The organism is Acinetobacter higginsii (assembly GCF_000369525.1).
In the GTDB taxonomy this organism is placed as follows: domain Bacteria; phylum Pseudomonadota; class Gammaproteobacteria; order Pseudomonadales; family Moraxellaceae; genus Acinetobacter; species Acinetobacter higginsii.
Window position 1 is genome coordinate 2,177,406 of record NZ_KB850072.1, and the last position, 23,403, is coordinate 2,200,808.

Annotated in this window: 17 protein-coding genes; 5 read left to right on the forward strand and 12 right to left on the reverse strand. The window is 42.6% G+C overall.

Annotated features, from left to right (window positions below):
• The first annotated feature begins 201 nt into the window (after nt 1–201).
• Nucleotides 202–399 (forward strand): entry exclusion lipoprotein TrbK, encoded by a 198-nt coding sequence (gene trbK, locus F902_RS16410; RefSeq protein WP_005205150.1) that lies wholly within the window; start codon nt 202–204, stop codon nt 397–399.
• A 211-nt stretch (nt 400–610) separates the two neighbouring features.
• Here trbK and F902_RS16415 read toward each other — a convergent pair whose 3' ends face one another.
• From F902_RS16415 to F902_RS16425, 3 genes are all read right to left on the reverse strand, one after another.
• Nucleotides 611–1,453 (reverse strand): SDR family NAD(P)-dependent oxidoreductase, encoded by an 843-nt coding sequence (locus F902_RS16415; RefSeq protein WP_005205152.1) that lies wholly within the window; start codon nt 1,451–1,453, stop codon nt 611–613.
• Nucleotide 1,454: 1 nt separating this feature from the next.
• Nucleotides 1,455–2,531, reverse strand: coding sequence for an amidohydrolase family protein (locus F902_RS16420; protein WP_005205155.1), 1,077 nt, complete (start codon nt 2,529–2,531; stop codon nt 1,455–1,457).
• A 194-nt stretch (nt 2,532–2,725) separates the two neighbouring features.
• Nucleotides 2,726–3,613: a helix-turn-helix transcriptional regulator gene (locus tag F902_RS16425; protein ID WP_005205157.1), complete on the reverse strand. Its 888-nt coding sequence runs from the start codon at nt 3,611–3,613 to the stop codon at nt 2,726–2,728.
• 202 nt (nt 3,614–3,815) lie between these two features.
• Here F902_RS16425 and F902_RS16430 point away from each other — a divergent pair, with 202 nt between their 5' ends.
• Nucleotides 3,816–4,511 (forward strand): alpha/beta hydrolase, encoded by a 696-nt coding sequence (locus tag F902_RS16430; protein WP_005205159.1) that lies wholly within the window; start codon nt 3,816–3,818, stop codon nt 4,509–4,511.
• An 85-nt stretch (nt 4,512–4,596) separates the two neighbouring features.
• On the opposite strand, the gene F902_RS22730 is transcribed toward F902_RS16430, so the two are convergent.
• The 6 genes from F902_RS22730 to F902_RS16460 form a co-directional block, all read right to left on the reverse strand.
• A complete protein-coding gene (locus tag F902_RS22730; protein ID WP_085942822.1) occupies nt 4,597–4,707 on the reverse strand; it encodes a hypothetical protein in 111 nt (36 codons plus the stop codon).
• Nucleotides 4,708–4,922: 215 nt separating this feature from the next.
• On the reverse strand, nt 4,923–7,388 hold the full coding sequence (locus tag F902_RS16440) for an acyl-CoA dehydrogenase (RefSeq protein WP_005205160.1): 2,466 nt from the start codon (nt 7,386–7,388) through the stop codon (nt 4,923–4,925).
• 393 nt (nt 7,389–7,781) lie between these two features.
• Nucleotides 7,782–9,185, reverse strand: coding sequence for an efflux transporter outer membrane subunit (locus F902_RS16445; protein ID WP_005205162.1), 1,404 nt, complete (start codon nt 9,183–9,185; stop codon nt 7,782–7,784).
• Between the two features lie 9 nt (nt 9,186–9,194).
• Nucleotides 9,195–12,302 carry an efflux RND transporter permease subunit gene (locus F902_RS16450; RefSeq protein ID WP_005205164.1) on the reverse strand — a complete coding sequence of 1,036 codons (3,108 nt, stop codon included), beginning with the start codon at nt 12,300–12,302 and terminating at the stop codon, nt 9,195–9,197.
• Nucleotides 12,299–15,388 (reverse strand): multidrug efflux RND transporter permease subunit, encoded by a 3,090-nt coding sequence (locus tag F902_RS16455; RefSeq protein ID WP_005205165.1) that lies wholly within the window; start codon nt 15,386–15,388, stop codon nt 12,299–12,301. The genes F902_RS16450 and F902_RS16455 overlap by 4 nt, the downstream gene beginning before the upstream one ends.
• A gap of 4 nt (nt 15,389–15,392) precedes the next feature.
• A complete protein-coding gene (locus F902_RS16460) occupies nt 15,393–16,604 on the reverse strand; it encodes an efflux RND transporter periplasmic adaptor subunit (RefSeq protein ID WP_005205167.1) in 1,212 nt (403 codons plus the stop codon).
• Nucleotides 16,605–16,838: 234 nt separating this feature from the next.
• On the opposite strand from F902_RS16460, the gene F902_RS16465 reads away from it, so the two are divergent.
• From F902_RS16465 to F902_RS16475, 3 genes are all read left to right on the forward strand, one after another.
• Complete coding sequence (locus F902_RS16465; protein WP_004805450.1) at nt 16,839–17,354, forward strand: sigma-70 family RNA polymerase sigma factor; 516 nt, start codon at nt 16,839–16,841, stop codon at nt 17,352–17,354.
• 22 nt (nt 17,355–17,376) lie between these two features.
• Nucleotides 17,377–18,333 carry a FecR family protein gene (locus F902_RS16470; RefSeq protein WP_005205168.1) on the forward strand — a complete coding sequence of 319 codons (957 nt, stop codon included), beginning with the start codon at nt 17,377–17,379 and terminating at the stop codon, nt 18,331–18,333.
• Nucleotides 18,334–18,399: 66 nt separating this feature from the next.
• Nucleotides 18,400–20,892 (forward strand): TonB-dependent siderophore receptor, encoded by a 2,493-nt coding sequence (locus F902_RS16475; RefSeq protein ID WP_005205170.1) that lies wholly within the window; start codon nt 18,400–18,402, stop codon nt 20,890–20,892.
• An 83-nt stretch (nt 20,893–20,975) separates the two neighbouring features.
• Here the strand turns inward: F902_RS16475 and F902_RS16480 are convergent, their stop codons facing one another.
• Genes F902_RS16480 through F902_RS16490 form a run of 3 tightly spaced genes read right to left on the reverse strand, consistent with a single transcriptional unit; the run spans nt 20,976 to nt 23,360 of the window.
• Nucleotides 20,976–21,311 carry a DUF3325 domain-containing protein gene (locus F902_RS16480; protein ID WP_005205172.1) on the reverse strand — a complete coding sequence of 112 codons (336 nt, stop codon included), beginning with the start codon at nt 21,309–21,311 and terminating at the stop codon, nt 20,976–20,978.
• Nucleotides 21,311–23,008, reverse strand: coding sequence for a PepSY-associated TM helix domain-containing protein (locus F902_RS16485; protein WP_005205174.1), 1,698 nt, complete (start codon nt 23,006–23,008; stop codon nt 21,311–21,313). Before F902_RS16485 ends, F902_RS16480 begins: the two co-directional genes overlap by 1 nt.
• A gap of 4 nt (nt 23,009–23,012) precedes the next feature.
• Entirely contained in the window at nt 23,013–23,360 is a 348-nt protein-coding gene (locus F902_RS16490; RefSeq protein ID WP_005205175.1) for a DUF3649 domain-containing protein, read from the reverse strand.
• Nucleotides 23,361–23,403 lie beyond the last annotated feature (43 nt).

Here is a 23,403-nt window from a genome sequence, read left to right on the forward strand (position 1 = left end):
GGACAATTTTGCCCTATCTCTTGCAAATGATCACCAGTTTTATATGATCTAAGTGAAAGCATTGCTCACCTTATAACGCTCCTTGTTTGATCATGAGCAATGCCTTCATCCATAAAAATTAAACCAAGATGGTGATACCCCCAAAATCAATTTCACCCAACCCAGAAACGAATAGACAGTTAAAATATAAAGGTTGTTTATATGAAAAAATTAGGCCTTATTCTTCTTTTTACGTTCTTTGTGTCAGCTTGTTCAGAAAAGATGCCTGAGGTTAATGATGAAAACTGTAAACGTGAAAACATTGCAAAGATCAAGGATGATTTCGCCCGAGCAAATTTCAGCGATAAGTGCTTTAGTCGCGGTACAGTGCAAGATACTGGCTCTAATAAAGAATATTAATTGCGTTTTATAAGTCCACATAAGACCTTTCTTAAATCAAAGAATTTAATATGATGCTGATGTAATGGTCCGTATTGTAGAAAGTCTGGATTAAATGCAATATGCATAAAAGAAAGTTCAGTTAAACCTTCTTTTATACCCGTTCAAATCATTCAATTGTCTTGTTAAAACTGAATCTAATCTCAATGATTTCAATACCCATCTGAATGCTTTAAGCCTTATTTTTCTTGGATTTCTTGCTAAAAAAACTTAAGGCATGCGAATAATGCGTCGGTGTAATCCGCTGAATCAGATCCAGTACTTTGGCATCATTGCCAATCAAGATCCGTGCTTTATCCGCTTTCACCGCATCTAGAATGACTTTGGCCGCCTGCTCTGGTGGTGTTTTTAAAACCTTATTAAATGCCTGACTGGCTTTGGCTGGATTCATGCCTAGGCTCCGAATACTGTCACTCATCCGTGCACTATTGGCAATATTGGTGCGGATTCCTCCTGGATGTACACAGGTTGCACTGAGACCATCATTTTGAAGTTTTAATTCTTGTCGTAAGGCTTCGGTAAAACCACGAACTGCAAATTTAGTCGCGTTGTAGGCACTTTGGGTTGGTTGTGCAGTTAAGCCAAACAGACTGGAAATATTAATAACATGCCCTTCTCCACTTTGCTTGAGATAAGGCAAGAACTCTTTAGTACCGTAGACCACGCCCCAAAAATTAATCTTGAAAATCCACTCCAGTTCATCATAGCTCATACCCTCAACGGTACTAGCGAGCGCTACACCTGCATTATTAAAAATCAGGTTGATCTTGCCATGTACCTTAAAGCTGTCTTCTGCCCAGTCACGAACGGCTTGTTGATCAGAGACATCCAGTTTCGCCACAGTGACTTTAACTGGATACCGTTGTAACAATGCCTGTGTTTCTGCCAAACCTTTTTCATTGACATCACTCAGTGCTAAATCTGCGCCTTGCTGTGCCAATAAAATCGCCAGTTGTTGTCCAATACCAGATCCCGCGCCCGTAATTGCAGCGACTTTTTGATTAAAACTTTTCATATCATGACTCTATTTGAAGTTGATAAAAATTGGCAGCGTTTTGTCTAAACATGGCATGCAAAGCCTGATCACCATAAGGACTCAGCATTTGAATATAGGCATGGATTAAGTCATTTAAACGGGCATTTGGCTTATCCATGGGAAAATTAGATGCAAACATGATCCGCTCTGTACCAAATACCGCAATTGCATGTTGAATCATGGGGCTCAGTAAATGCACCATCTCTGCGATGCTTGCTGTTCGATCTTGCTGATAAAAACGGTGTCCTAATACGGGCATCATCAAACCAGAGATTTTGGTATGGACATTTTTCTGCTCCGCCAGTCGTGCCAAATCCTGTTGCCACTGTTTAAAAATGACATCACGCTGCGATTGTGTAATCCCCGTTTTCTTACCCACGGCTCCAAATAAACCAACAGGCGTCGCCAAATGGTCAAGCACAATACGTGTTTCAGGGAATTGTTTCGCCAAGCTGGTGATTTCTGCTAATTCCGTGGAATAGCACCAAGCATCAAAAGACAAATCCAGTTTTGCAAGTTGTTCAAAACCTTTGAGAAAGCTCTTGTTCTGATATAAATGTGGCTGATCACACCAACGATAAACACCACTATCCTGATGCCAAGCCGCCATTTTACGAATGCCACGGAATATCGGGCTCGCCTGCTGATGAGCTTGAAGAATATCTTTGAATTTGCGATCTCTTGGATCGGCGGTTGCAACAATTGCGCCTAATTTTAGCCCCTGTGCTTTAAAATCTAATTGCTGAATCCAATCCGTTTCTTCAACCACGCCAAAGCCTTTGTGATGATGCCAGTTGGCTTCGACATGAACCACACTCTCGACTGAAAATGGCGAAGTGTCTGCCTGATAATGCTCTGGTAAATAGGGATTCAACGCATATTCAGTTAAACCTAAACTATCTAACAAGGGTTTGGGTTTAACCAAACGCACCATCCGATCCATCACCCGAGGATATTTCCCCAAAGCTTTGACTAACAGTGCTGCGGAATGCGGTGTATGGTAAGGATCCCATTGATGGATATGCGGATCAATAATTGCAAAATCTAATCTTGTCATTGTTATACTCAAAATAAGATAAAGACATAAAGTTTTAAATACTGCTCATCCATAGCGATCTCTAATTGTTCTAAATAGCTTTGTTGTTTTAGCCTACTGAACAAATGATTATGAATAAAATGATTTATTTAAATATTCCGATATGAATACGATTCATTTAACCCAAGCAACTTAATCCCCTGAATTTAGCCCAATCAAGATTGTATCAATCGCCTCCTAAATACCTTCGGAGCACACCCAAAGCTTTGCGCAAAAGCACGACTAAAAGCGGCTTGAGAGGAATAGCCGACGCATTCAGCAACTTGTGCAATATTTTTATCGGTTTCTTGGAGCAATTGGCTGGCCAATTTCATCCGCCAATTTTTTAAATACAGCATAGGGGGTACCCCAACCAACTCAACAAATTTTTTGGAAAAACTGGAGCGAGATTGTTTGGTCAGTTGAGCAAGCGACGCAACATCCCATTCATAAGCAGGTTGTGCATGTATCAATGATAATGCCTTACTCATGATTGGATCGCGTAATGCAGAAATCCAACTTTGATGTTCAATCTTCTCCGTTGCTAACCAAAACCGTATCGACCAGACCAACAATAAATCAATGATTCGAGACAGCATGACTCGACTGCCAAGTGCTGGGTGTTCAAGCTCAAGCTTGATTGCAGCAACGGTCATGGGTACCCATTCCGCGACTTTTTCAGCATTATGATGTGACGGTACATGAATGTAACTCGGCAATCCTTCTGCAATCGCCTCGCCATAAATACCGTTCAATTCAAAAGTACAGCTAATCACAGATGCTTCCGTTGTTTGTCCACTTACGATTTCAATCGAATGCTCAAGCTTCGTTGGCAAGACAACAATGTCTCCAGCTTTTAAGATCAGCTCAAGATTAAGTCGTTTAATTTTAATTCTGCAACTTGCATTTTGAATAATATGGATATAAGCATATCGGGCAGGAAAGCACAGTTTGTTGTCTGCTAAGAGATTTTCTACGCCATAGATTTCACCCGAGATATCGGCAAAGCGATAAATATCAAAGAAGATATCGGTTAACACCTGCGGATCATACTCATCACTCATTTTATGCTTTTGTCCTTAAAAGTGTTTCTGCAAAAACATTGGCGTTTCAGTTATTGTGAAAGCATAACAAAACACCAATAATCTTTTGAGAAGATTTCGTTAGTATAAAAAACACCCACCACCTCATATCTCTTTATACCGTAAAGCTTCCACTATTAAATACTGAAAATTCAATACAATAGCATTTATCTAGGAGATAAATATGAGTACTCAACCGACCATTATTCTCGTACACGGTTTTTGGGGCGGTGCAGCCCATTGGACCAAAGTGATTACTGAATTGTCCCATCAAGGTTATAAGGCCTTACGTGCCGTGGAACTTCCATTAACCTCTCTCGCAGATGACGTTGAACGAACTCAAAAAATGATTGCCCAAGTTGATGGTGATGTGCTTTTGGTGGGTCATTCTTACGGCGGAGCAGTCATTACCGAAGCAGGTAATCATCCAAATGTCGTAGGTTTGGTTTATATTGCCGCCTTTGCACCAGATAGCAATGAAAGCCCAGGGGCAATTACCCAACAACATTTACCTGTTGCAGCGCCGAATCTAGAACCAGATAGTGATGGTTATCTTTGGCTTAAAGTCGATAAATTTCACGAAAGTTTCTGTCAGGATCTCACCCAAGATGAAGGCTTTGCCATGGGTGTCACTCAAAAGGCGCCTTTAGCCAGTACCTTTGGCGATAACATTAGCAACCCTGCTTGGAAAACCAAACCCTCTTGGTATCAAATCTCGACCCAAGACCGCATGATCAGCCCAGAAAACCAAGCCGTGATGTCTGATCGTTTAAATGCCAAAAAAGTAATTTCTTTAAACGCAAGTCATGCTTCATTGGCTTCACAACCGAAAGAAGTGACTGCCTTAATTACTGAAGCTGCTACATTTTTGGCAAAATAAATATAATGCTCTAGCAAATAGGGAATAATATTATTCCCTATTTGCCTGTCTTAACCCAGCTTCAACAACACACAGAAATTGCTGCTTATAAAACATATTCCCAGATAATGTAGCCTAGACCAAATCCGAGGAATGCATACAGTGTAATGATGAAGAATACAAAACTGGCATTATTCTTTTTTTTCAAAAAACTCATATCGGCACCTTTGGCTTTGCTCAACTCATGTTGTTATAGTGCAATAAGATACAGACAAAAAAAAGACACAGAATTTTCTAAAAAAAATATAACAGATAAGCATGGAAAAATTGGAACTGTTATGAAAACAGTCCCAAATATTATTAAAACGTGGACAATACCATCATCAATATATTCAGGACTGTTCGATCTTAATTTCTAGATACTAAAAACAATCAGGTTTTAAGATGCGGATTATCCAGCGGCAACTCCTTGTCTAAATGTGCATCAAAAATATCCGTCAACATACTGTCATAACGTTTAGCGTTATATTGTACAAGTGACTCTGCTTCAGCAGTGGTAATGAAACCTGTCTCAATCGCATCAGCAATATGTTCCTCAAAGGTCAAACCACTAAACTGATCTTTCGATTCTGCCTTTTTAAACTTATTCCACAACGGTTGTAGTGGTAATAATGCCTGAAAAGTTGATTCCATACGCCCCATCACATCGTTAGCATCGGTGTTGTAATAAACATGTTGCTTTAACTGATCTCGGAACGCATGTTCTTGCATGATTAGCTGAGCCACCTCTTGCTTCAACTGATCTGATGGAGCTGCAATTGGACGACCAAATGGGAAGCACAGCAATTTGACCATACACGCAGCAAGCTTCATTGGGAAATTGTCATAGAAGCCAAAGAACGCTTCTTGCACTTGATATAAAGCTTTATTGAGGGCCAATTCTGCATGTTTTTGTTCAGCTTCAGTTCTTTGACCATGCTCGTAGTATTTCAAAATTGCCGTAGCAATAAATAAGTTGGAATGGATATCGGCCAATCGACCAGACAGCATTTCTTTACGTTTTAAATCACCGGCTAAAATTCCAAGTGCCATATCCGCCGTTAATGCAAAATCGGCGCTGAAACGGTTGATCTTACTGTAATATGCTTTGGAAAAATCGTCTGCTTGTTGAGAGCCTTGATTTGAACCACCCGTAATCGAATAGGCTGCTGCCTTGGCAGCGCGATTAAAGGTATAAGCCAGATGCTTAAACAGTAAAGGAGAGAATGCCTTGAAAGCAGATGCCTTATCTTCCGATTGCAATAACTGTAGTTCTTCGAATAAATAAGGATGACAACGCATTGAACCTTGACCAAAAATCATCAAGGAACGCGTCAGAATATTGGCACCTTCCACCGTAATCGCCACAGGAATGGATTGATAAGTCAGCGCAAGAAAGTTACGTGGCCCTAATTGAATCGCTCGCCCACCGACCACATCCATACCGTGATTGACCACTTTACGCATGGTTTCAGTAGCATAGTATTTGGCCATTGCAGTCATCACCGCAGGCGTTCCACCTTGGTTTAAACCACAAGTCACTAGATAACGAAATGATTCCAACATATAGGCATCGCTGGCGATATCACTGGTCGCCTCTTGTACGCCTTCAAAATGCCCAACCGAGATTTTGAATTGTTGGCGAACACTGGCAAATGCACCGACCAACAGATAGCTCATTTCTCCTCCGGCAGTTGCCAAAGCAGGCAGTGAAATACCGCGCCCCACGCCTAGGCACTCCATCAGCATACGCCAACCTTTACCTGCATTTTGCTGCCCACCAATAATCCAGTCCAATGGAATAAAGACATCACTGCCCTCAACCGTACCATTCATAAACGGTGCGCCTGGATTATGTCGAGGGCCGATCTGAATACCTTCATGGTCAGCAGGAATCAAGGCACAGGTAATGCCATATTCCACTTTGCTTTTATCACCAAGCAAACCTTCTGGATCATAGAGCTTAAACGCCAGACCAATCACGGTGGCAATCGGTGCAAGGGTAATCCAGCGCTTTGAGAAATTCATTTTTAGGCCTAGAACTTCCTGCCCTTGGTACTGCCCATAACAGACCACTCCTGTATCAGGAATCGCCCCTGCATCTGACCCTGCTTCAGGGCTGGTCAAACCAAAACAAGGCACTTCTGTCCCTTTTGCCAATCCGGGTAAATAGCGTTGCTTTTGCTCTTCTGTACCATAGTGCAGCAGTAACTCACCTGGCCCAAGCGAATTTGGTACCATACAACTGACCGCAGCAGTTAAGGAACGAGACGCAATTTTGCTCATAATTCGACTTTGTGCAAACGGGGTAAATTGCTTACCACCGAATGATTTAGGAATGATCAAACCTAAAAAGCCATTATCTTTAATAAATTGCCAAACCTCAGGCGGTAGGTCTTTTTCTTGGTGATGAATCTGCCATTCATCTAACATGGAACAGAGCTGTTGTACTTCATGATCTAAAAATGCCTGTTCTTCTGCGGATAAAGTTGGATAAGGATATTGATCAAACTTTTCCCAATCAGGCGCCCCCATAAATAGTTCTTTTTCCCACCAACTGGTCCCCGCTTCCAAAGCTTCTCTTTCGGTGATACTCATACTCGGCATTGCTTTTGAGAGAATATTAAACGCAGGTCGACTCACCAAAGCATCGCGCAAAGGTGCAATTAAAACAATCACACTCGCGAGAATAATCGGGATGCCCAGTAACAGACTCCACGGTGTGATCAACACACTACACAGAATGGCAGCAACAATGGAAACAAGACAGCCAACAGTTCGATTGGCTTCAAAATAAAAAACAGCCCATACCACAACTAACTGAATCAATAGGCCAAGCAATATCAATAATACAATCATATTTGCTCCGTTATCTCAGATTGGGATGAAGATGAAATAAGAAAGATCTAAATTAATTTATGATGAACGTCTTTCTCTAATAAAATGGCTATTTTTTATTCTACATATCGAAGCGCTATTTGCTTGATTAACTACTAAAATTTACACAAAGGCATTCAGATGATACTGAAAAATAAAAATCATGAGCTGAATAGAATACCGCTCTAAAAAATTGGAATCCTTCCCCTCAAAAATCCAAAAATAAAATCATCAATCACGATTTTTTTTCATGTTATAAAGCAAAAAAATAATAATCCAAGCAGTAACTTTCGAATTTAATAAATAAATTGCAGCTGTCCAAATGCCATTCAAATTGAATATGAATAGCTGCAATGATTGATAATGCCACTCGATTTAAGATGAAGAATTCATCCCACCACCCAATGCAGCCACCAATTGCGCTGAATTTTTGAGATGCAATTGCTGTAATTCCAATAAACGTTCTTCTGCACTCAAACGCAGATTCTGTGCAGTCGCGACTTCTAGATAACTGACCAAACCAGCTTGATAACGCTGCTTGGCAACCCGTTCATTTTCAATCGACAGCTTAAGCAGTTGCTGTTGCGCTACGATCTGCTGCTGGAAATGACCTGTTTGTAGCAAACCATCCTCCACCTCTTTCCAGCCTGTTAAAACTGAATGTTTATAAGCGGCAAGCTTTTCATCGTAATTGGCTTGCGCCTGTTGAATATCAGCCTGTCGTTTCCCCCCATCAAACAATGTGCCTAAGACTTTTGCCCCCATTGACCATGCGGTATTAGGTGATTGCAATAAGGTATGAAAGACCTGACTATTCGCACTGCTCTCCAAGCTGATGGTCAAATCAGGTAACCAAGCCGTTTGCGCTAGGCCTAATTGCGCATGTGTGAATGCCAATTCGCGTTCGCTACGAATCACATCGGGACGTTGTGCCAACAGCCGACTTGGAATTTGGGTTGGAATTTGAGGGGTACTAAATTGATAGCGATTTTTATTTAAATTAAAGTCCGCCACATTGCGCCCAACTAAGACTGCCAACACATTTTCTTGCAAATCACGACTACGTTTTAGCTCTAATAATTGCAGCCCGACTTGTTTCAGCTGAGTTTCGGCCTGAATCACATCAGCCCGCGCAATCATGCCTGCTTGGTATTGCTGCTGTAAAATACGCACAGATCGTTGATCACTTTGCTGGGTCTGATTTAACACATCCATTTTGGCGTCGAATAAACGAATGCTCCAATAGGCCTCTGCTGCAAGCAGTTGCTGACTCAGTTGAATGGCAGCCAAATCTGCAGCAGATGCTTGCAAGTTGGCCTGTTGCCCTTCCACCGCTTTTGCAACTCTCCCCCAAAGATCGGGAATCCAACTCACTGCGACATTGGCACCGAATTGACGACTCTTGCCAGCGTTTTTAGTCTCGGTCTGATTGGCATTGCCGCCCATGCTGATGCTCGGAAGCGCATTATCACGTTGCCCATCCAACAGTGCCATAGCATGGCGATACTTGGCTTGGGCCTGTTGGATGCTCAGGTTGTCCTGATCCAATTGCTGTATCAGTTTGGATAAGATCGGATCTTGATACATCTCCCACCATTGCTGCGGTGTCGCTGCTATCTTGGAAGCTTCAATCCACTGCAAATCTGCATATTTATATTGTGCAGCACTCTGAATCACCGGCTGCTGATAGGCTGCAGGCTTAAAAGTACTGGACTGACATGCCGTGAGTAGCGTCATCGCTGTGATACTGATAGAAAGTGTAAAAACTGTTTTTTTCATAGCGACTTCCTATTTACTCCAACGCAAGATATTCAATCGCAGTTTGAAGCGATTCAGGAATTGAGCGAATTTTTCAAATATGAGATACATCACAGGGGTGGTATATAAGGTTAATAATTGACCCAGCGCCAATCCGCCAACAATGGCAATCCCAAGTGGTTGCCGCATTTCCGAGCCCTCACCCCAACCGAGTGCCAAAGGAATTGCACCCAATAAAGCTGCGGTATTGGTCATTAAAATCGGTCTAAAACGCAATGTTGCCGCAGCGATAATGCTGTCTAAATCGGTGTGACCTTGACGTCGTTGCTGCAAAGTAAAATCAATCAGCAAGATCGCATTTTTCACCACAATCCCAATGAGCAAGAATATGCCTAACAAGGCTATCAGGCTAAACGGAATCTGAAACAACCATAAGCTGAGTAAAGCACCCAGAGCTGCTGTCGGAATGGTGGATAAAATGGTAAAAGGATGCACAATACTTTCATAAGTGATCCCTAAGACGATAAAAATCAGCACGATCACAGCCGCAATCAAAGCAGGCGTACTTAAACCAGCTTGAAGGCTTTCAGTTTCGACATCGCGATCTGTCATCACAAAGATTTCTTTTGGCAGCATGATCTTTGGCAAGACCTGACGAATCGCAGCATCTGCCTGTTCATAGCTATATCCTTTCTTCACCACATAGCCAACACCCATGGCAGCAAATTGATTACGGCGATAAACCCGATCATTGCTAATGCCATAACTCCACGTGGCAAAATTGCTTAAGGGCACATAGATGCCTTGTTGATTTGGCACTTTCACATCCGCCAAGGCTTCAGGATGTTCGGTAAAACGTTGGTCAACTTCCATCACCACATAGAACTGATCATTGCGATCATAAATTGTGGAAATCTGCCGTTGCGAAAAGGAGTTATTGAGAACACTGGAAATACTTTCAATATCAATGCCCAATCGTTTTGCAGCTTCACGGTCGATATCCAAAGTAACATGCTGCGCGCCTTCATCACCCTGTGTTTCCACCTCTTCAAACTCAGGCAGTTTACGCATAGCCTCTGCAACTTTGGGTGCCCATTCACGTAATAAGCTCACATTGTCAGATTGCAGTAACAGCAAATATTCTTGTGCATTGCCACTGGAAAAAGGATCATCCAATTCCAAATCTTGTTCGACATCTGCGGAGAATACTGCCCCCGCCTGCCAAGGTGCATTTTTCTTTAAACGCTCGACCACTTGTTTGGAGCTTAAACCATCCCGTTCAGCTTTTGGTTTGAGACTGACCATTAAAAATGAGTTGGTCATACCACCACCGCCACCAGAAGTACCCACCACATCCTGTACTGCAGGATCTTTGAGTAAGGCTTGGTTAAATGCGGCAATCTTCGGCTGCATAATCTGAAAAGAAAAGCCATCATCTCCACGAATAAAAGCACCAACTCGCCCCGTGTCTTGTTCAGGCAAAACGCGTTTAGGCAATAAATTGTAGAGATAAACTGAAGCAATGATTGCGACTATCCACAGCACTACAATCAGATAAGCATGTTTGAGTACCCAATGAAGAGAGCGAATATAAGATTGGGTCAAGCCTTGAATCAGATCATGGCTATAACGATACAGTCGTGGGGGGTGATTAAGAGATAGAGGTTTTAAACAGCGTGCTGATAAGCTTGGGGTTAAAATCAAGGACACAAAGACCGATAAAACCACCACAAATACCAATGTTAGCGAAAACTCTCTAAACAAGCGTTCAATCACACCACCCATAAACAAGACTGAGAGAAAAATCACCATCAATGCCAGATTCATGGCAATCAAGGTAAAGCCAACCTCTTGGATGCCTTTTACCGCCGCTTGTGCAGGCGAATCGCCTTGTTCGATATAGCGTTCAATATTTTCGAGTACCACAATGGCATCATCAACCACCAAGCCAATCGCCACGATGATCGCCATAATCGACAGGTTATTCAGTGAAAATCCAGCCAAATAAATCAGACTGCATACGCCAATTAAAGTGACCAGCAATGCCATTGCGGGAATCACCGCACTTTGCAGTCGACCCAACATCAGCACCACAACGATGACTACCAGCAACATGGATAAAAACAAGGTATCCCTTGCTTCCTCTAAACTGTTACGGACAATAGTTGAGCCATCCATTACCACAGTCAATCGCGCATCACGTGGCATCAGTTCTCTTAGAACGGGCAATTTGGCTTTAATCAAGTCAATGGTCGCCACGGTATTGGCATTAGGTTGTCTGCTAATCTTTAAAATCACAGCAGGCTGTCCATTGTGAAAACCACTGACATAACGGTTTTCAACCGAATCACGCACTTCTGCAATATCTTTTAAGCGAACAACACCTTGATCAGTATGTCTGATGATTAAATCGGCAAAATCTTGGGCGGTCTTTAATTCTGTAGAAAGTGCCACTTGCCAGCGTAATTGCTGTTGTTCCACCACGCCCAATGCCTGCACCACATTACTTTTCGCAACGGCTTGTCTCACCTGCTCGAGAGAAATGCCCGTTGAAACTAAAGCAGTTGGATTAATGGTGATACGCACGGCAGGCATGGAAGCCCCATCTATCGACACTTCACCGACCCCACTGATCTGGGCCAAATTCGGTTGCAATTGATTGGAGGCAATTTCGTATAGCTTTGCCGCTGAAAGTTGTTTTGAGCTGAGAGCCAAATAAAAAATCGGACTTTGACTCGGATTGATTTTAAAATACTCAGGCGGACTCGGCATGCCCGCAGGTAGCTGTGACATCGCCGCATTGATGGCAGCCTGAACCTCGCGCGCTGCTTCATTAATATCGGTATTTAAATCAAAGTGTAAAACCACCTGTGTCGAACTTTGATTACTGGATGAATTAATCGCTTTAACCCCAGATACCCCCATCATGGCACGTTCCAATGGGGTTGCTACTGTTGCAGACATACTTTCTGGACTGGCACCGGGCAGATTGGCACGCACCACAATGGTCGGAATATCTGCTTGTGGCAATGCCGCAACAGGCAAACGCAAATAGGCCAATATACCGAGTAAAACAATCGCAATACCCAACAACACACTGGCCACTGGACGTTGTACAAACACAGACAGCAACGTCATTGCGATACTCCTGTCTGATCTGAAAGCATGTTTGCATCAGTTTGCTTGGCTTGCAGACGATCAAAAAACAGATACACCACCGGTGTGGTAAATAAGGTGAGCACCTGACTGACCAATAGGCCACCGACCATCACCAACCCAAGTGGCTGACGAAGTTCAGCGCCAGAACCCGAAGCCAGCATCAATGGAATTGCGCCTACTACAGCTGCAAGTGTGGTCATCAAAATCGGACGGAAACGTAATAAAGCAGCCTGATAAATGGCCTGCTCAGCCGTCAAACCCTGATGACGTTGTGCCGCAAGTGCAAAATCCACCATCATGATGCCGTTTTTCTTGACCAAACCAATCAATAAAATAATCCCGATCAGCGCAATCATGTCCAATGGCTGACCCACCATGAACAAAGCCAGTAATGCGCCAATCGCGGCAGAAGGTAAGGTTGAAAGAATGGTCACAGGATGAATAAAGCTTTCATACAGCATACCGAGCACAATATACATGGTCACAATCGCGGCAATCACCAACCAAAAGGTATGTTGCTGTGAATTTTCAAAAGCAGCTGCTGCGCCTTGCAGTTGAACCTGTAGCTCTGGCGGTAGCTCAAGACTTTGTTTAACCTGCTCAATCGCCTTAATCGCTTCGCCTAAAGAGACATCCTTGGCTAAATTAAAGGAAATGCCGACAGCAGGAAATTGAGACTGTTGCTGTAAAAGAATAGGCGCATGTTTTTCGACAATCGTAGCAACAGAACTCAATAAAATTGGCTGTCCTTGATTGTTGTGAATATAGGTCTGGTTTAAAGCCTCAATACCTTGGGTGAGTTTTGGGTCTAATTCTAAAACAATGCGGTACTGATTAGACTGTGTGTATAAAGTTGCAATTTGCCGTTGTGCAAATAAATTCTGCAAAGCCAAACTAATGTCTTCAACACTTAAACCCAACCGTGCTGCCGCATCACGGTTAACCTCGATATAGGCTTGTAAACCTTGCCCTGCATCTTCACTGGTCACTTCTGCAAATGCAGCCTGCTGACGTAATGCCTGAACCAGTTTAGGCGTCCACTCCTCAACCAATTGATTTTTTGGTGCTGTCACACTGAGCTGATATTGGGTTCGGCTAATTTTGTCTTCTATACTGAGTTCTTGTACGGGTTGCATCCAACCTTTAATGCCATGTACCTGTGCAAAATTTTCATTCAGTCGTGCCATCACTTCCGCAGCAGGTGCACGTTCAGCATGTGGTTTTAAATTCACCAAAATACGTCCATTGCTTAACTTCGGATTATTGGCATCCACACCAATAAAGGAAGATAAGTTGGCAACTGCTGGATCTTTTAAAATTACTTCGGCCAAAGCCTGTTGCCGTTCACTCATGGCTTGAAATGAAATCTGGTCAGGGGCCTCAGTCACCACCTGAATCACACCATTGTCCTGTACTGGGAAAAAGCCTTTAGGAATCGACCAATACAACAGTCCTGCCAGTAGCACTGTGGCTAACATCACCATCAAAGTCAGCAGTTGGTGTCGAAGTACCCATTGCAACAACTTGGCATAGTGCTGAATGACTCGATCCAGACTCCATCGACTCGGCTGCTGGGCATGCTTCGGTGCATCTTTGAGTAAATAGGCACACATCATCGGGGTTAAAGTCAGTGAAACAAGCAATGAAAGTGCAATCGCAGCTGCCAGTGTCACCGCAAACTCATGGAATAAGCGTCCGACCACATCGCCCATGAAGAGCAAGGGGATCAAAACAGCAATCAGTGAAATCGTCAAAGAAATTAGGGTAAAGCCAATTTCTTTTGATCCTTTCAGGGCTGCTTGCAACATGCTTTCACCTGACTCACGGTGTCGTGCAATATTTTCAAGCATCACGATGGCATCATCTACCACGAAGCCTGTGGCGATGGTTAATGCCATTAAAGTCAGGTTATTCACCGAGAAGCCAAGAAAATACATCAGTACAAAAGTGCCGATAATCGACAGCGGTACGGCGATACTCGGAATCAAAGTTGCTGCAAAGTTACGCAAAAACAGGAAGGTGACCAACACCACCAAACACACGGCGAAGACCAGTTCTTTTTGCACATCTTTAATCGAGCTACGAATACTTTCCGTTCGGTCAGTCAGGACGCGAATATGAACATTGTCAGGTAGGTTTTGTTGTAATTCAGGTAGGATTTTTTTGATCTGATCGGCCACCTCAATTACATTGGCATTGGGCTGACGCTGGATATTCACCAAAATAGCCGATTGGCTGTCTGCCCATGCGGCCATATAGCGATCTTCACTGCCCTCAAGCACCTGTGCGACATCTTTTAAGCGAATCGGTGCGCCATTGTTCCAACGTAAAATAAGGTTTTCATAATCGGCAATCGAACGCATCTGATCATTGGCATCCAGCATGGTCGATCGAAAAGGCCCATCAAAACTTCCTTTCGGCTGATTGGCATTGGCGGCAGAAATAGCCGCACGCACATTTTCAGCACTGAGCTTAAACGCTGCCAAAGCAGCTGGATTCATCTGCACACGGATCGCAGGACGTTGCCCGCCTGCAAGACTGACCATCCCCACCCCAGAGAGCTGCGACAGCTTTTGTGCCACTCGGGTATCGACCATGTCATAGACCGTGGTCAGTGGCAAACTGTCAGAACTAATCGCAAGCGTAATCACCGGCACATCGGCAGGATTCACTTTGCGATAGATTGGCGGTGTGGGTAAATCATTGGGCAATTTACTACTTGCGGTACTTAAGGCCGACTGTACTTCTTGCTCGACAATGCCCAGCTCGGCAGATAACTCGAATTGCAGAGTGATCACTGATGCGCCCACTGAGCTATTTGAAGACATTTGCTTCAAGCCTGCGATCTTGCCCATCTCCCTTTCCAACGGTGAGCTGATGGTTCGCTGTACCGTGTCTGGATTTGCACCCGGCTGAAAGGTGTATATCTGAATAATCGGATAATCAACTTGTGGCAATGCTGAGACAGGTAATAAACGCCAAACCAACAGGCCACTAAAAAATAGCGCCAACATCAATAGAGTGGTGGCAACGGGTCTTACAATAAAGAATCTAGAAATATTCATGCGCTTACCCAGCTACAGTTTTTGCTGGTATTGGCTTAGAAACATCATCCTGAATGATTTGTACTTCTTGCCCTTCGGAAAGTCGATCAATGCCCTCTAGAACAACGCGCTCATTGCCTTGTAAGCCTTCAATGATCTCAGTCTGTCCTTGTGAAACTGAACCTAGCTTTAACATACGCACTTCGGCTTTATGTTCTTTATTCACAATATAAACATAAGTGCCTTTTGCCCCATGTTGGATGGCGTCACTCGGTAGATGCACTGCATTTTGCAAAGTCTTGGCATTTAAACGAACATTGACAAATTGATTTGGAAATAACGCATCATCCAGATTGGCAAAAACAGCTTTAACTTTAAGTGTGCCAGTATTTAGATCAATCTGATTATCCAGTGCCTGAACTGAACCTGTGGCCAATTGCTTTTGTTCTGCACGATCCCAAGCACTGACTTGAATGCTTTGCTTATTTTTTGTGGCTTGGCGTATTGTATCTAAGTAATTTTCCGCAATCGCAAACTGAATATACACAGGATGGATTTGGGTAATGCTCAATAAACCTGTTGCTTCATTGGCTTGGATTAAATTACCCGCATCTTTTAAGCGAAAGCCAACACGACCATCTATCGGCGCATATATTTTGGTATAAGACAGTTGCAACTTTGCCGCATCCACCTGTGCCTGATTGGCTTGCATCTGTCCCTTGAGCTGATTGACTAGGGCTTGTTGTTGGTCGACCTGTTGCTTGGCAATCGAATCTTGCTTATATAGCAACTGATAACGATTCAATTCCGTTTGTGCATTTTGCAACTGCGCTAAATTTTGTTGCTGTGTCCCCTGTGCTTGTGCCAATGTGACCTGAAATGGGGTCGGGTCAATTTGTGCTAACAATTGCCCTTTCTTGATGTATTGTCCCTCTTGGAAATATAATTTTTGCAATACACCTGACACCTGACTTTGAACATTCACGGTATTAGCTGGAACCACTGTACCAATCGCCTTAATTTGTAATTGCAAGTCGCCACGTTGTACTCCGACCACGCGCACAGGCACGGGTTTACTCCATTGGCTAAACGACTCTTGTTTATTGGCTTGGGATTTTTTCCAATAATTCCAACCCCATGCCATCAGCAATAAAAGCACCGTCAATGCAATCAACCATTTGATTTTATTTGATCGAGAATGCTGTTGTAGTTTTAAATCAATTTGTTGTTCACTCATGGCATGCTCTACTTAATCAAACAAAATTCATTAGAAATATGGAAGATGACGAAAACAAAAAATGTTTCCCTACATTGGTTTAGTCGAACGAAAATCAAAATCAGCTCAATTTTTTCTGTAAAAGTATGTATACAATTTTATTGATATTAATAACAATTATCATTACTATTTGAAAATATTTTTCCCATCCTCCTTTAATTGTGCATCTCCCTGCTCATTTGTGGACTCCTTGCTATGAACCTGAATGTAGAAAAACAGTTATGGTTTAGCCACGTTTATCAATCACAACAAAGCTCGCTGTTGTCTTGGTTTAAGCACAAACTACAGCACCACCATCAATCAGAAGACTTGAGTCAGGAAGTGTTCTATCGTGCCTTAAAAAGCGACTATTGCTTTGAAAAGATTAAAGAACCTCAGGCATGGTTAATGGGCATCGCCAAGCATGTGATTATTGATTATTGGCGGCATCAGCATGTAGAACACCTGTATTTAGATGCCCTTGCACAGCTACCAGAAGAATACTATCCCTCGGCTGAATACGAAGTCTGTATTCGTGAAACACTTTATCAAGTGCATTTGATGCTGGAAAAGCTACCTCAACGCACTGCACAGGTGTTTTTATTATCGCAATTGGATGGGCTGACCTATCGTGCGATTAGTGAGAAACTGGATATTTCAGAAGCAACGGTCAAAAGAGATATGAAACAGGCTTTCTTGGCCTGCATAAGTCTTTATAATCAGACCGATTAATTGCTGAATTTGCTTTGCTGCTATGTCTCAAGCTCCTAAAATCCCTGATCATGTTTTGGACCAAGCCGCAGACTGGCTAGTGCTATTACATTCAGGTGAAATGACTGCGTTACAGCAACAACAATTTGAACATTGGCAAGCAGAAAAGCAAGAACACGCCCTAGCCATTCAGCAAGTCAATAAATTTACCTATGGCTTAACAGGTTTATCCAGCCACTTTCCCTCAGATTCTTTAGTCCAGTCCAAGCAAAAATTTAATCTGACTGCAAAACGAAATATGCTGTTAAGCCTTTCAGGATTGTTGGTTATCGGCTGCGGAATGTATTTGTTGCCTTGGGCAAAATGGCAATCTGATGATCATACTGAGGTCGGTGAAATTAAAACTATTGCACTACAAGATGGTTCAACCTTGATCTTGGCCAGTGACAGTTATATCAACGTGAATTTCTCCGAACAGACTCGACAGATTCAGCTGATCGAAGGTGAAATTTATGTCCAGACCGCAAAAGATCCGCAACATCGCCCCTTTATGGTGAAGACCAAAGATGGTGCAATTGAGGCCTTGGGTACTCAGTTTACGGTAAGACAAGAGCATCATGATCAAACTCGGGTCAAAGTGTATCAACATGCAGTCGCTTTACAGCCGCAGGATTCTGGACAACGGCAAATTTTACAGCAAGGTCAACGTGCGTATTTCAACAGTCAACAGGTCTCTAAACCCCTGCCACTAAACAATGAGCAACCCTACTGGACCCAACAATTACTGGTGGTAGAACAATGGCCACTCGAAAAAGTCATTGGTGAACTATATCGTTATAAAAAAGGCACTTATTTTATCGAACCAGCCTTAAAAGACCTTCGTATTTCAGGCGTTTTTTCATTAAAGAATCCTCAACAAAGCCTAGAAACACTGGCCTATACCCATCAACTTGAGCTGGGTTATTACAGTCCATATATATTAAAAATAAAAAAAAGATAAAAAGATGATCCTTTTTTTAATCTTGTTCGACTTATAGAGAAATACACTCCCAGTCGAGAAGACCACATGAAGGATTATCAGGCGAAAACTACCTTGGCGTTGGCTGTACGCGCCATTTTATGGGGCATGCCACTCAGCGTTATCAGTATTGCAACGACTTCTGCCTATGCTGCCAATGTTTATCAGATTTCGATTAGCTCAACCACGCTCGATCAAGCACTTAAACAGCTCGCGATTCAAACAGGCACCACCATCAGCTATGACTCGACCACACTCTCTAAAATAAAAAGCGCCTCACTAAAAGGAAATTATTCAGTAGAAACTGCTTTAGAGACTTTGCTTAAACCGCATGCATTTGAAGCCATCAAAGTTGCCAATGCGGGATACAGTATTCAAGCCAAAGCAACTGTAGCAGCGGTTGAACCTAAAGTCGTTAAATTAGAAGCGATTCACACACGAGCAGATCAAACTCGAAATAGCAACGCTCAGCAAGAAAGCAATTCAACACAGCTTCCAACAATTTCGATCAAAGCCGCCAGCCAAAATATGACAAATGTTGGCAAACAAGCTCAGAATATTAAAGACGTACCACAATCTGTAACAGTTATGTCTCGTCAGCGTCTTGATGAACAAGGCCTAAAAACCCTTGATGATGTCATGGTACAAACAACAGGGGTAACACGCGAACAGCTCTGGTTAAATAATAACTATAGTGCACGTGGTCTAAAGATTGAAAATATCCGTTATGACGGCGGCAGTACTTCAAGTCTAGAAGATCGAAGTAACAGTGCTGATATGGCACAATATGACGCAGTTGAGGTGTTGCGTGGTGCAGATGGTTTATTCGGTGCTGGTGAAGCTGGCGGTGTGATTAATCTCACCTCTAAACGACCAAAAGCAGAAACCGAAATCAATGGATCAATTTCAGCAGGTAGCTGGAATAATTATCGTGGTGAATTTGATGCGACAGGTTCTTTAACAGAAGATCAAAGTGTTAAGGGACGTTTGGTCACTGTTTTTCAAGATCGAGACTTCTTCTATAAACCAACACAAAGCCGCCGTGAAATGGTCTACGGTGCATTAAGCTTTGACTTATTACCCGAAACAACATTGTTTACGGGTGTGAGTTATCAAAAAGATAAAGTGGATGCTTTTAATGCCAGCTTACCTCGTTGGGAAGATGGCGCAGATCTGCATTTACCCCGCAGTACAACGATGGGTGCACCATGGGGTTGGATCGAACGTAAAAACACATCCTTCTTTGCCAATCTCCAACATCAAATTAATGATGACTGGAAAACACAACTGAATGTGCGTCACAACATTGGTAATGATGCGATTAACAGCGCTGAAATGGAAGGTGCTGTCAGTTATGACACTCACCAAAGTCAATGGTGGCGCTATCAGGATGATACGCGCTTTAAAGAAACAACAATGGATTTAAACCTACAAGGCAGCTTTAATTTATTTGAACAAAAGCATGATGTAATTTTGGGCATCGATCACAGCAATAATCAAAAAGATTATCGCCTAAATTGGACTTCTTATGCTAATGGTGATGCATTCAATCGCGTTGCACCACCAGAATGGGACTACCCAGCGATCTCTTGGGAAAACAATTCGACCAATAAGAATAATAAATCTGCACTTTATGGTTCTTTAAAATTACGTCCTGTTGATGATTTAGCCCTCATTCTTGGTGGCCGCTACACCTTTAAAGATGAATTAACCATCAATAATCATAATATCAATATTGAAAACACCTATACAGAAGACAAAAAATTTGTGCCTTATTATGGGATTACTTATGATATTTCACCATCTACAACAACCTATGCAAGCTTTGCGGAAATTTATAAAAATCAGCGTAACTATTTAACAGCAGCCGATGGCCCTGGACTCGAACCATTAACAGGTCGAAATATTGAATTTGGTATCAAACATCAAATTAATGCAAACCTACTCGCATCAATTGCTTACTTCGATATCAAAAAAGAAAAAGAGAAAGTCTATAACGCTTATACCAGCATTCCAAATAGTAACTCCTTATGCTGTTATATCGGTACAGGTTCTATGGAAAGTAAAGGGATTGATGTTGAACTGAATGGCAATATTAGCCCTGACTGGAATTTATCTGTAGGTTATACCTACAATAAAAATGAGAAAAAGGATAATACAGATACCCCATACAACTCTTACACCCCTAAAAATTTGTTAAAAATTTGGACAACCTATCAGCTTGATCAAATTGTCAATGGTTTAGAAATAGGAGCTGGTGTAATTGCACAAAGTAAAAACTATAATAAAGGATGGGTCAGAGAATTTAATCCAGTAACACAAAAGTTTGATGGTACATTAAAAAATATTGAATTAGTTCAACCCAATTATGCTATTTGGTCAGCGCGTGTCGCTTATGATATTAATCCACAATGGAATATCGCACTTAACCTAAACAATATTTTTGACAAAACCTATTACAGCACGATTGGCTACCCGGGTTATGGTAATTTTTATGGCGAACCGCGTAACTTTCTTCTAACTTTAAAAGCAAGTTACTAAAGCTTTATAAATCAATTCATAACCAAAATAAAAAGAGGAAACTTATGTTTCCTCTTTTTATTTCACTTCGATACAAGCAAAGCTTAAATCAAGGTCACAATCAGCAGCAGCCCAAATAAAACAGTCACGATCACATTTGCTTGCCATAGTTTTTTAGGGTGATAAGTCAATAACAACCCCACAGCCAAAGCAGCGAAGCTAATACAACCCAACCACTCAGACAAACCGACCGAAGCCCCCTTAATATAAATCATGACCAGCGCAGAGAGGAGCAAAACCACCCAGCCTACAATTTCAAAACGGCGACTATTTTGCGCTGAAATCTGAGCACTAAAAATATCGCGCTGATGCTTACTCATCCCACTGGCAAGTGCTGATAACGCCACCACAGCAACACACCACAACATCAATGCTGCCATTATGCTTGCTCCTGCACAGTCTGAACCTTAGGCTTTTTTTTCTGCTTCACCGCCAAACCTTGATAACGCTTTAACTTGTAATAAGAATAGATAAAAATCAGACCCAAAATAATGCACACCAGATCAAAACTGGCGATCATCCACTGCCCATGATAGATACTCATCCACAGCGCCTGCCCGCCTGTTAAGAAATTTAGGATTGGCATAAACAAAAACAGCACAGCGGCTAAAGCCAGTTGCTCCAACCATGCGGGACGATGTGCCCGAATAGCTGCATGAATTAAACACAGCAACCATGCAATAAAGAACACATTAATCTCTAGCGGAGAACGTTCGGCCAATTGAGCGGGGATAAAGCGATTGGCAATAAAATAAGCTGCACAGGCAATCGGTAGGCCTGTGATTGCAGTAATATTCAGCACTTCAACCAGACGATGACCAAAAGGCTTATAACCCAATTTCTGTACATCTGGAATACGTTTCACCACCCACAAGATCAGGCCAGAAGCCACCATCATGGTGCCTAATATGCCCGATAAGAATAACAACCAACGCAACACTGAATCCACACCACGTGCCATATGCAACCATGTCACCAAGGTATAAATGGCTTTTGATGCCGAGTTTACAGGCTTAGCTTCATCAATCAGTTGTCCTGTCACCGCATTAAACTTCATGGAAGGAATGCTTTCTCGATCAAGCAATGTGGTGGTACGGGTTGCATTAAATTCAACATCAGCTTCAACCGTATTCGGTTTATTCACTCGAATTGAAGCAATCGGGTTATCTTCCCAACCTTGTTGAACGTAATGACTCAATGTGACTAAATTCACCATCGGTGCTGCTGTAAGTACAGGTGCTGCTTGTTCGGCTTCACCACGACGGCCACCACCCCGATTGCCACGCCCTTCCTCTGCTGCTTCTTTTTGTTTTTGCTCTGCCAATAACCGTGCTTGCTCAGGTGTTTTGGCAACAGGTTCATTCAACATTTGATAGAAATTTTGCCCACTTCCATAATGGCTGTTCATCGCCCAAGGCATAAACATGAACATTAACAACAGCAAACCACTAAAGGTGATCATGATATGAAAAGGTAAGGCAAACACAGCCGTTGCATTATGAGCATCGAGCCACGAACGCTGCCCTTTGGCTGGACGGAAAGTAAAGAAATCCTTGAAAATCTTTTTATGGGTGATAATACCGCTGATAATCGCCACAAACATAAATAAGGTTGCAATACCGACGATCCAGCGTCCCCAAATACGCGGCATGCCATAGAGTTCAAAATGGAAACGATATAAGAAACCACCACCGCGCGTTTCACGTGCTTTAATCTCTTGTCCAGTTTGTGCATCTAAGTAGATTTCTCCCCCACGACGGCGACCTTCACCCGGCTTACGGATATTCAGCATAATGGCGGGTTGGCGTTCATTGGCAAAACGGATATTCCAACTTTCAGCAGGCTGTCCGTTTTGCTGCAAATACTGTAATGCATAACCCAATTGTTGCTGCTGTGAAGTATTATTCACAGACTGATGCAATTCAGGTTTCATCCACACCGTAATTTCATTTTGGAAAAAACTGAGCGTACCCGTAAGAAAAACTGCGTAAAGCAGCCATCCCAAGAGCAGGCTTGTCCATGTATGTAACCATGACATCGACTGGCGAGGGCCTTCATTTTTACCATCAACACGCATGACTTTACCCTTTTAAAAACCAATAGATCAACGTCATCAATACACTGGGAATAATGACTCCCAACCAGACTTTCATGGTTGAGTTAACCAGAAACACCCAAATGAACACGGCACAATGAATCACAAATGCCAGCATGGTCGCCCCAAACACGGCATTGGCTTTTAAAGGCTCGGTTGTAAACAGAGCCCCCATTAACATTGCAGCAATCGCAGCAAAGTAATAACCACCAAAAATAGCCAAGACAAAACGTGAAAAAATCATCAATCGATATTTAATCAATGATGATTGTTCAACCTTCTTTTTTGTGACCCTTTTGGCGGAGGCCAAGGGCACAGACGCTTCAATATTCATAAAAGACACCCAGTCAGGTGACGATGATGCAAAATAATCGCCA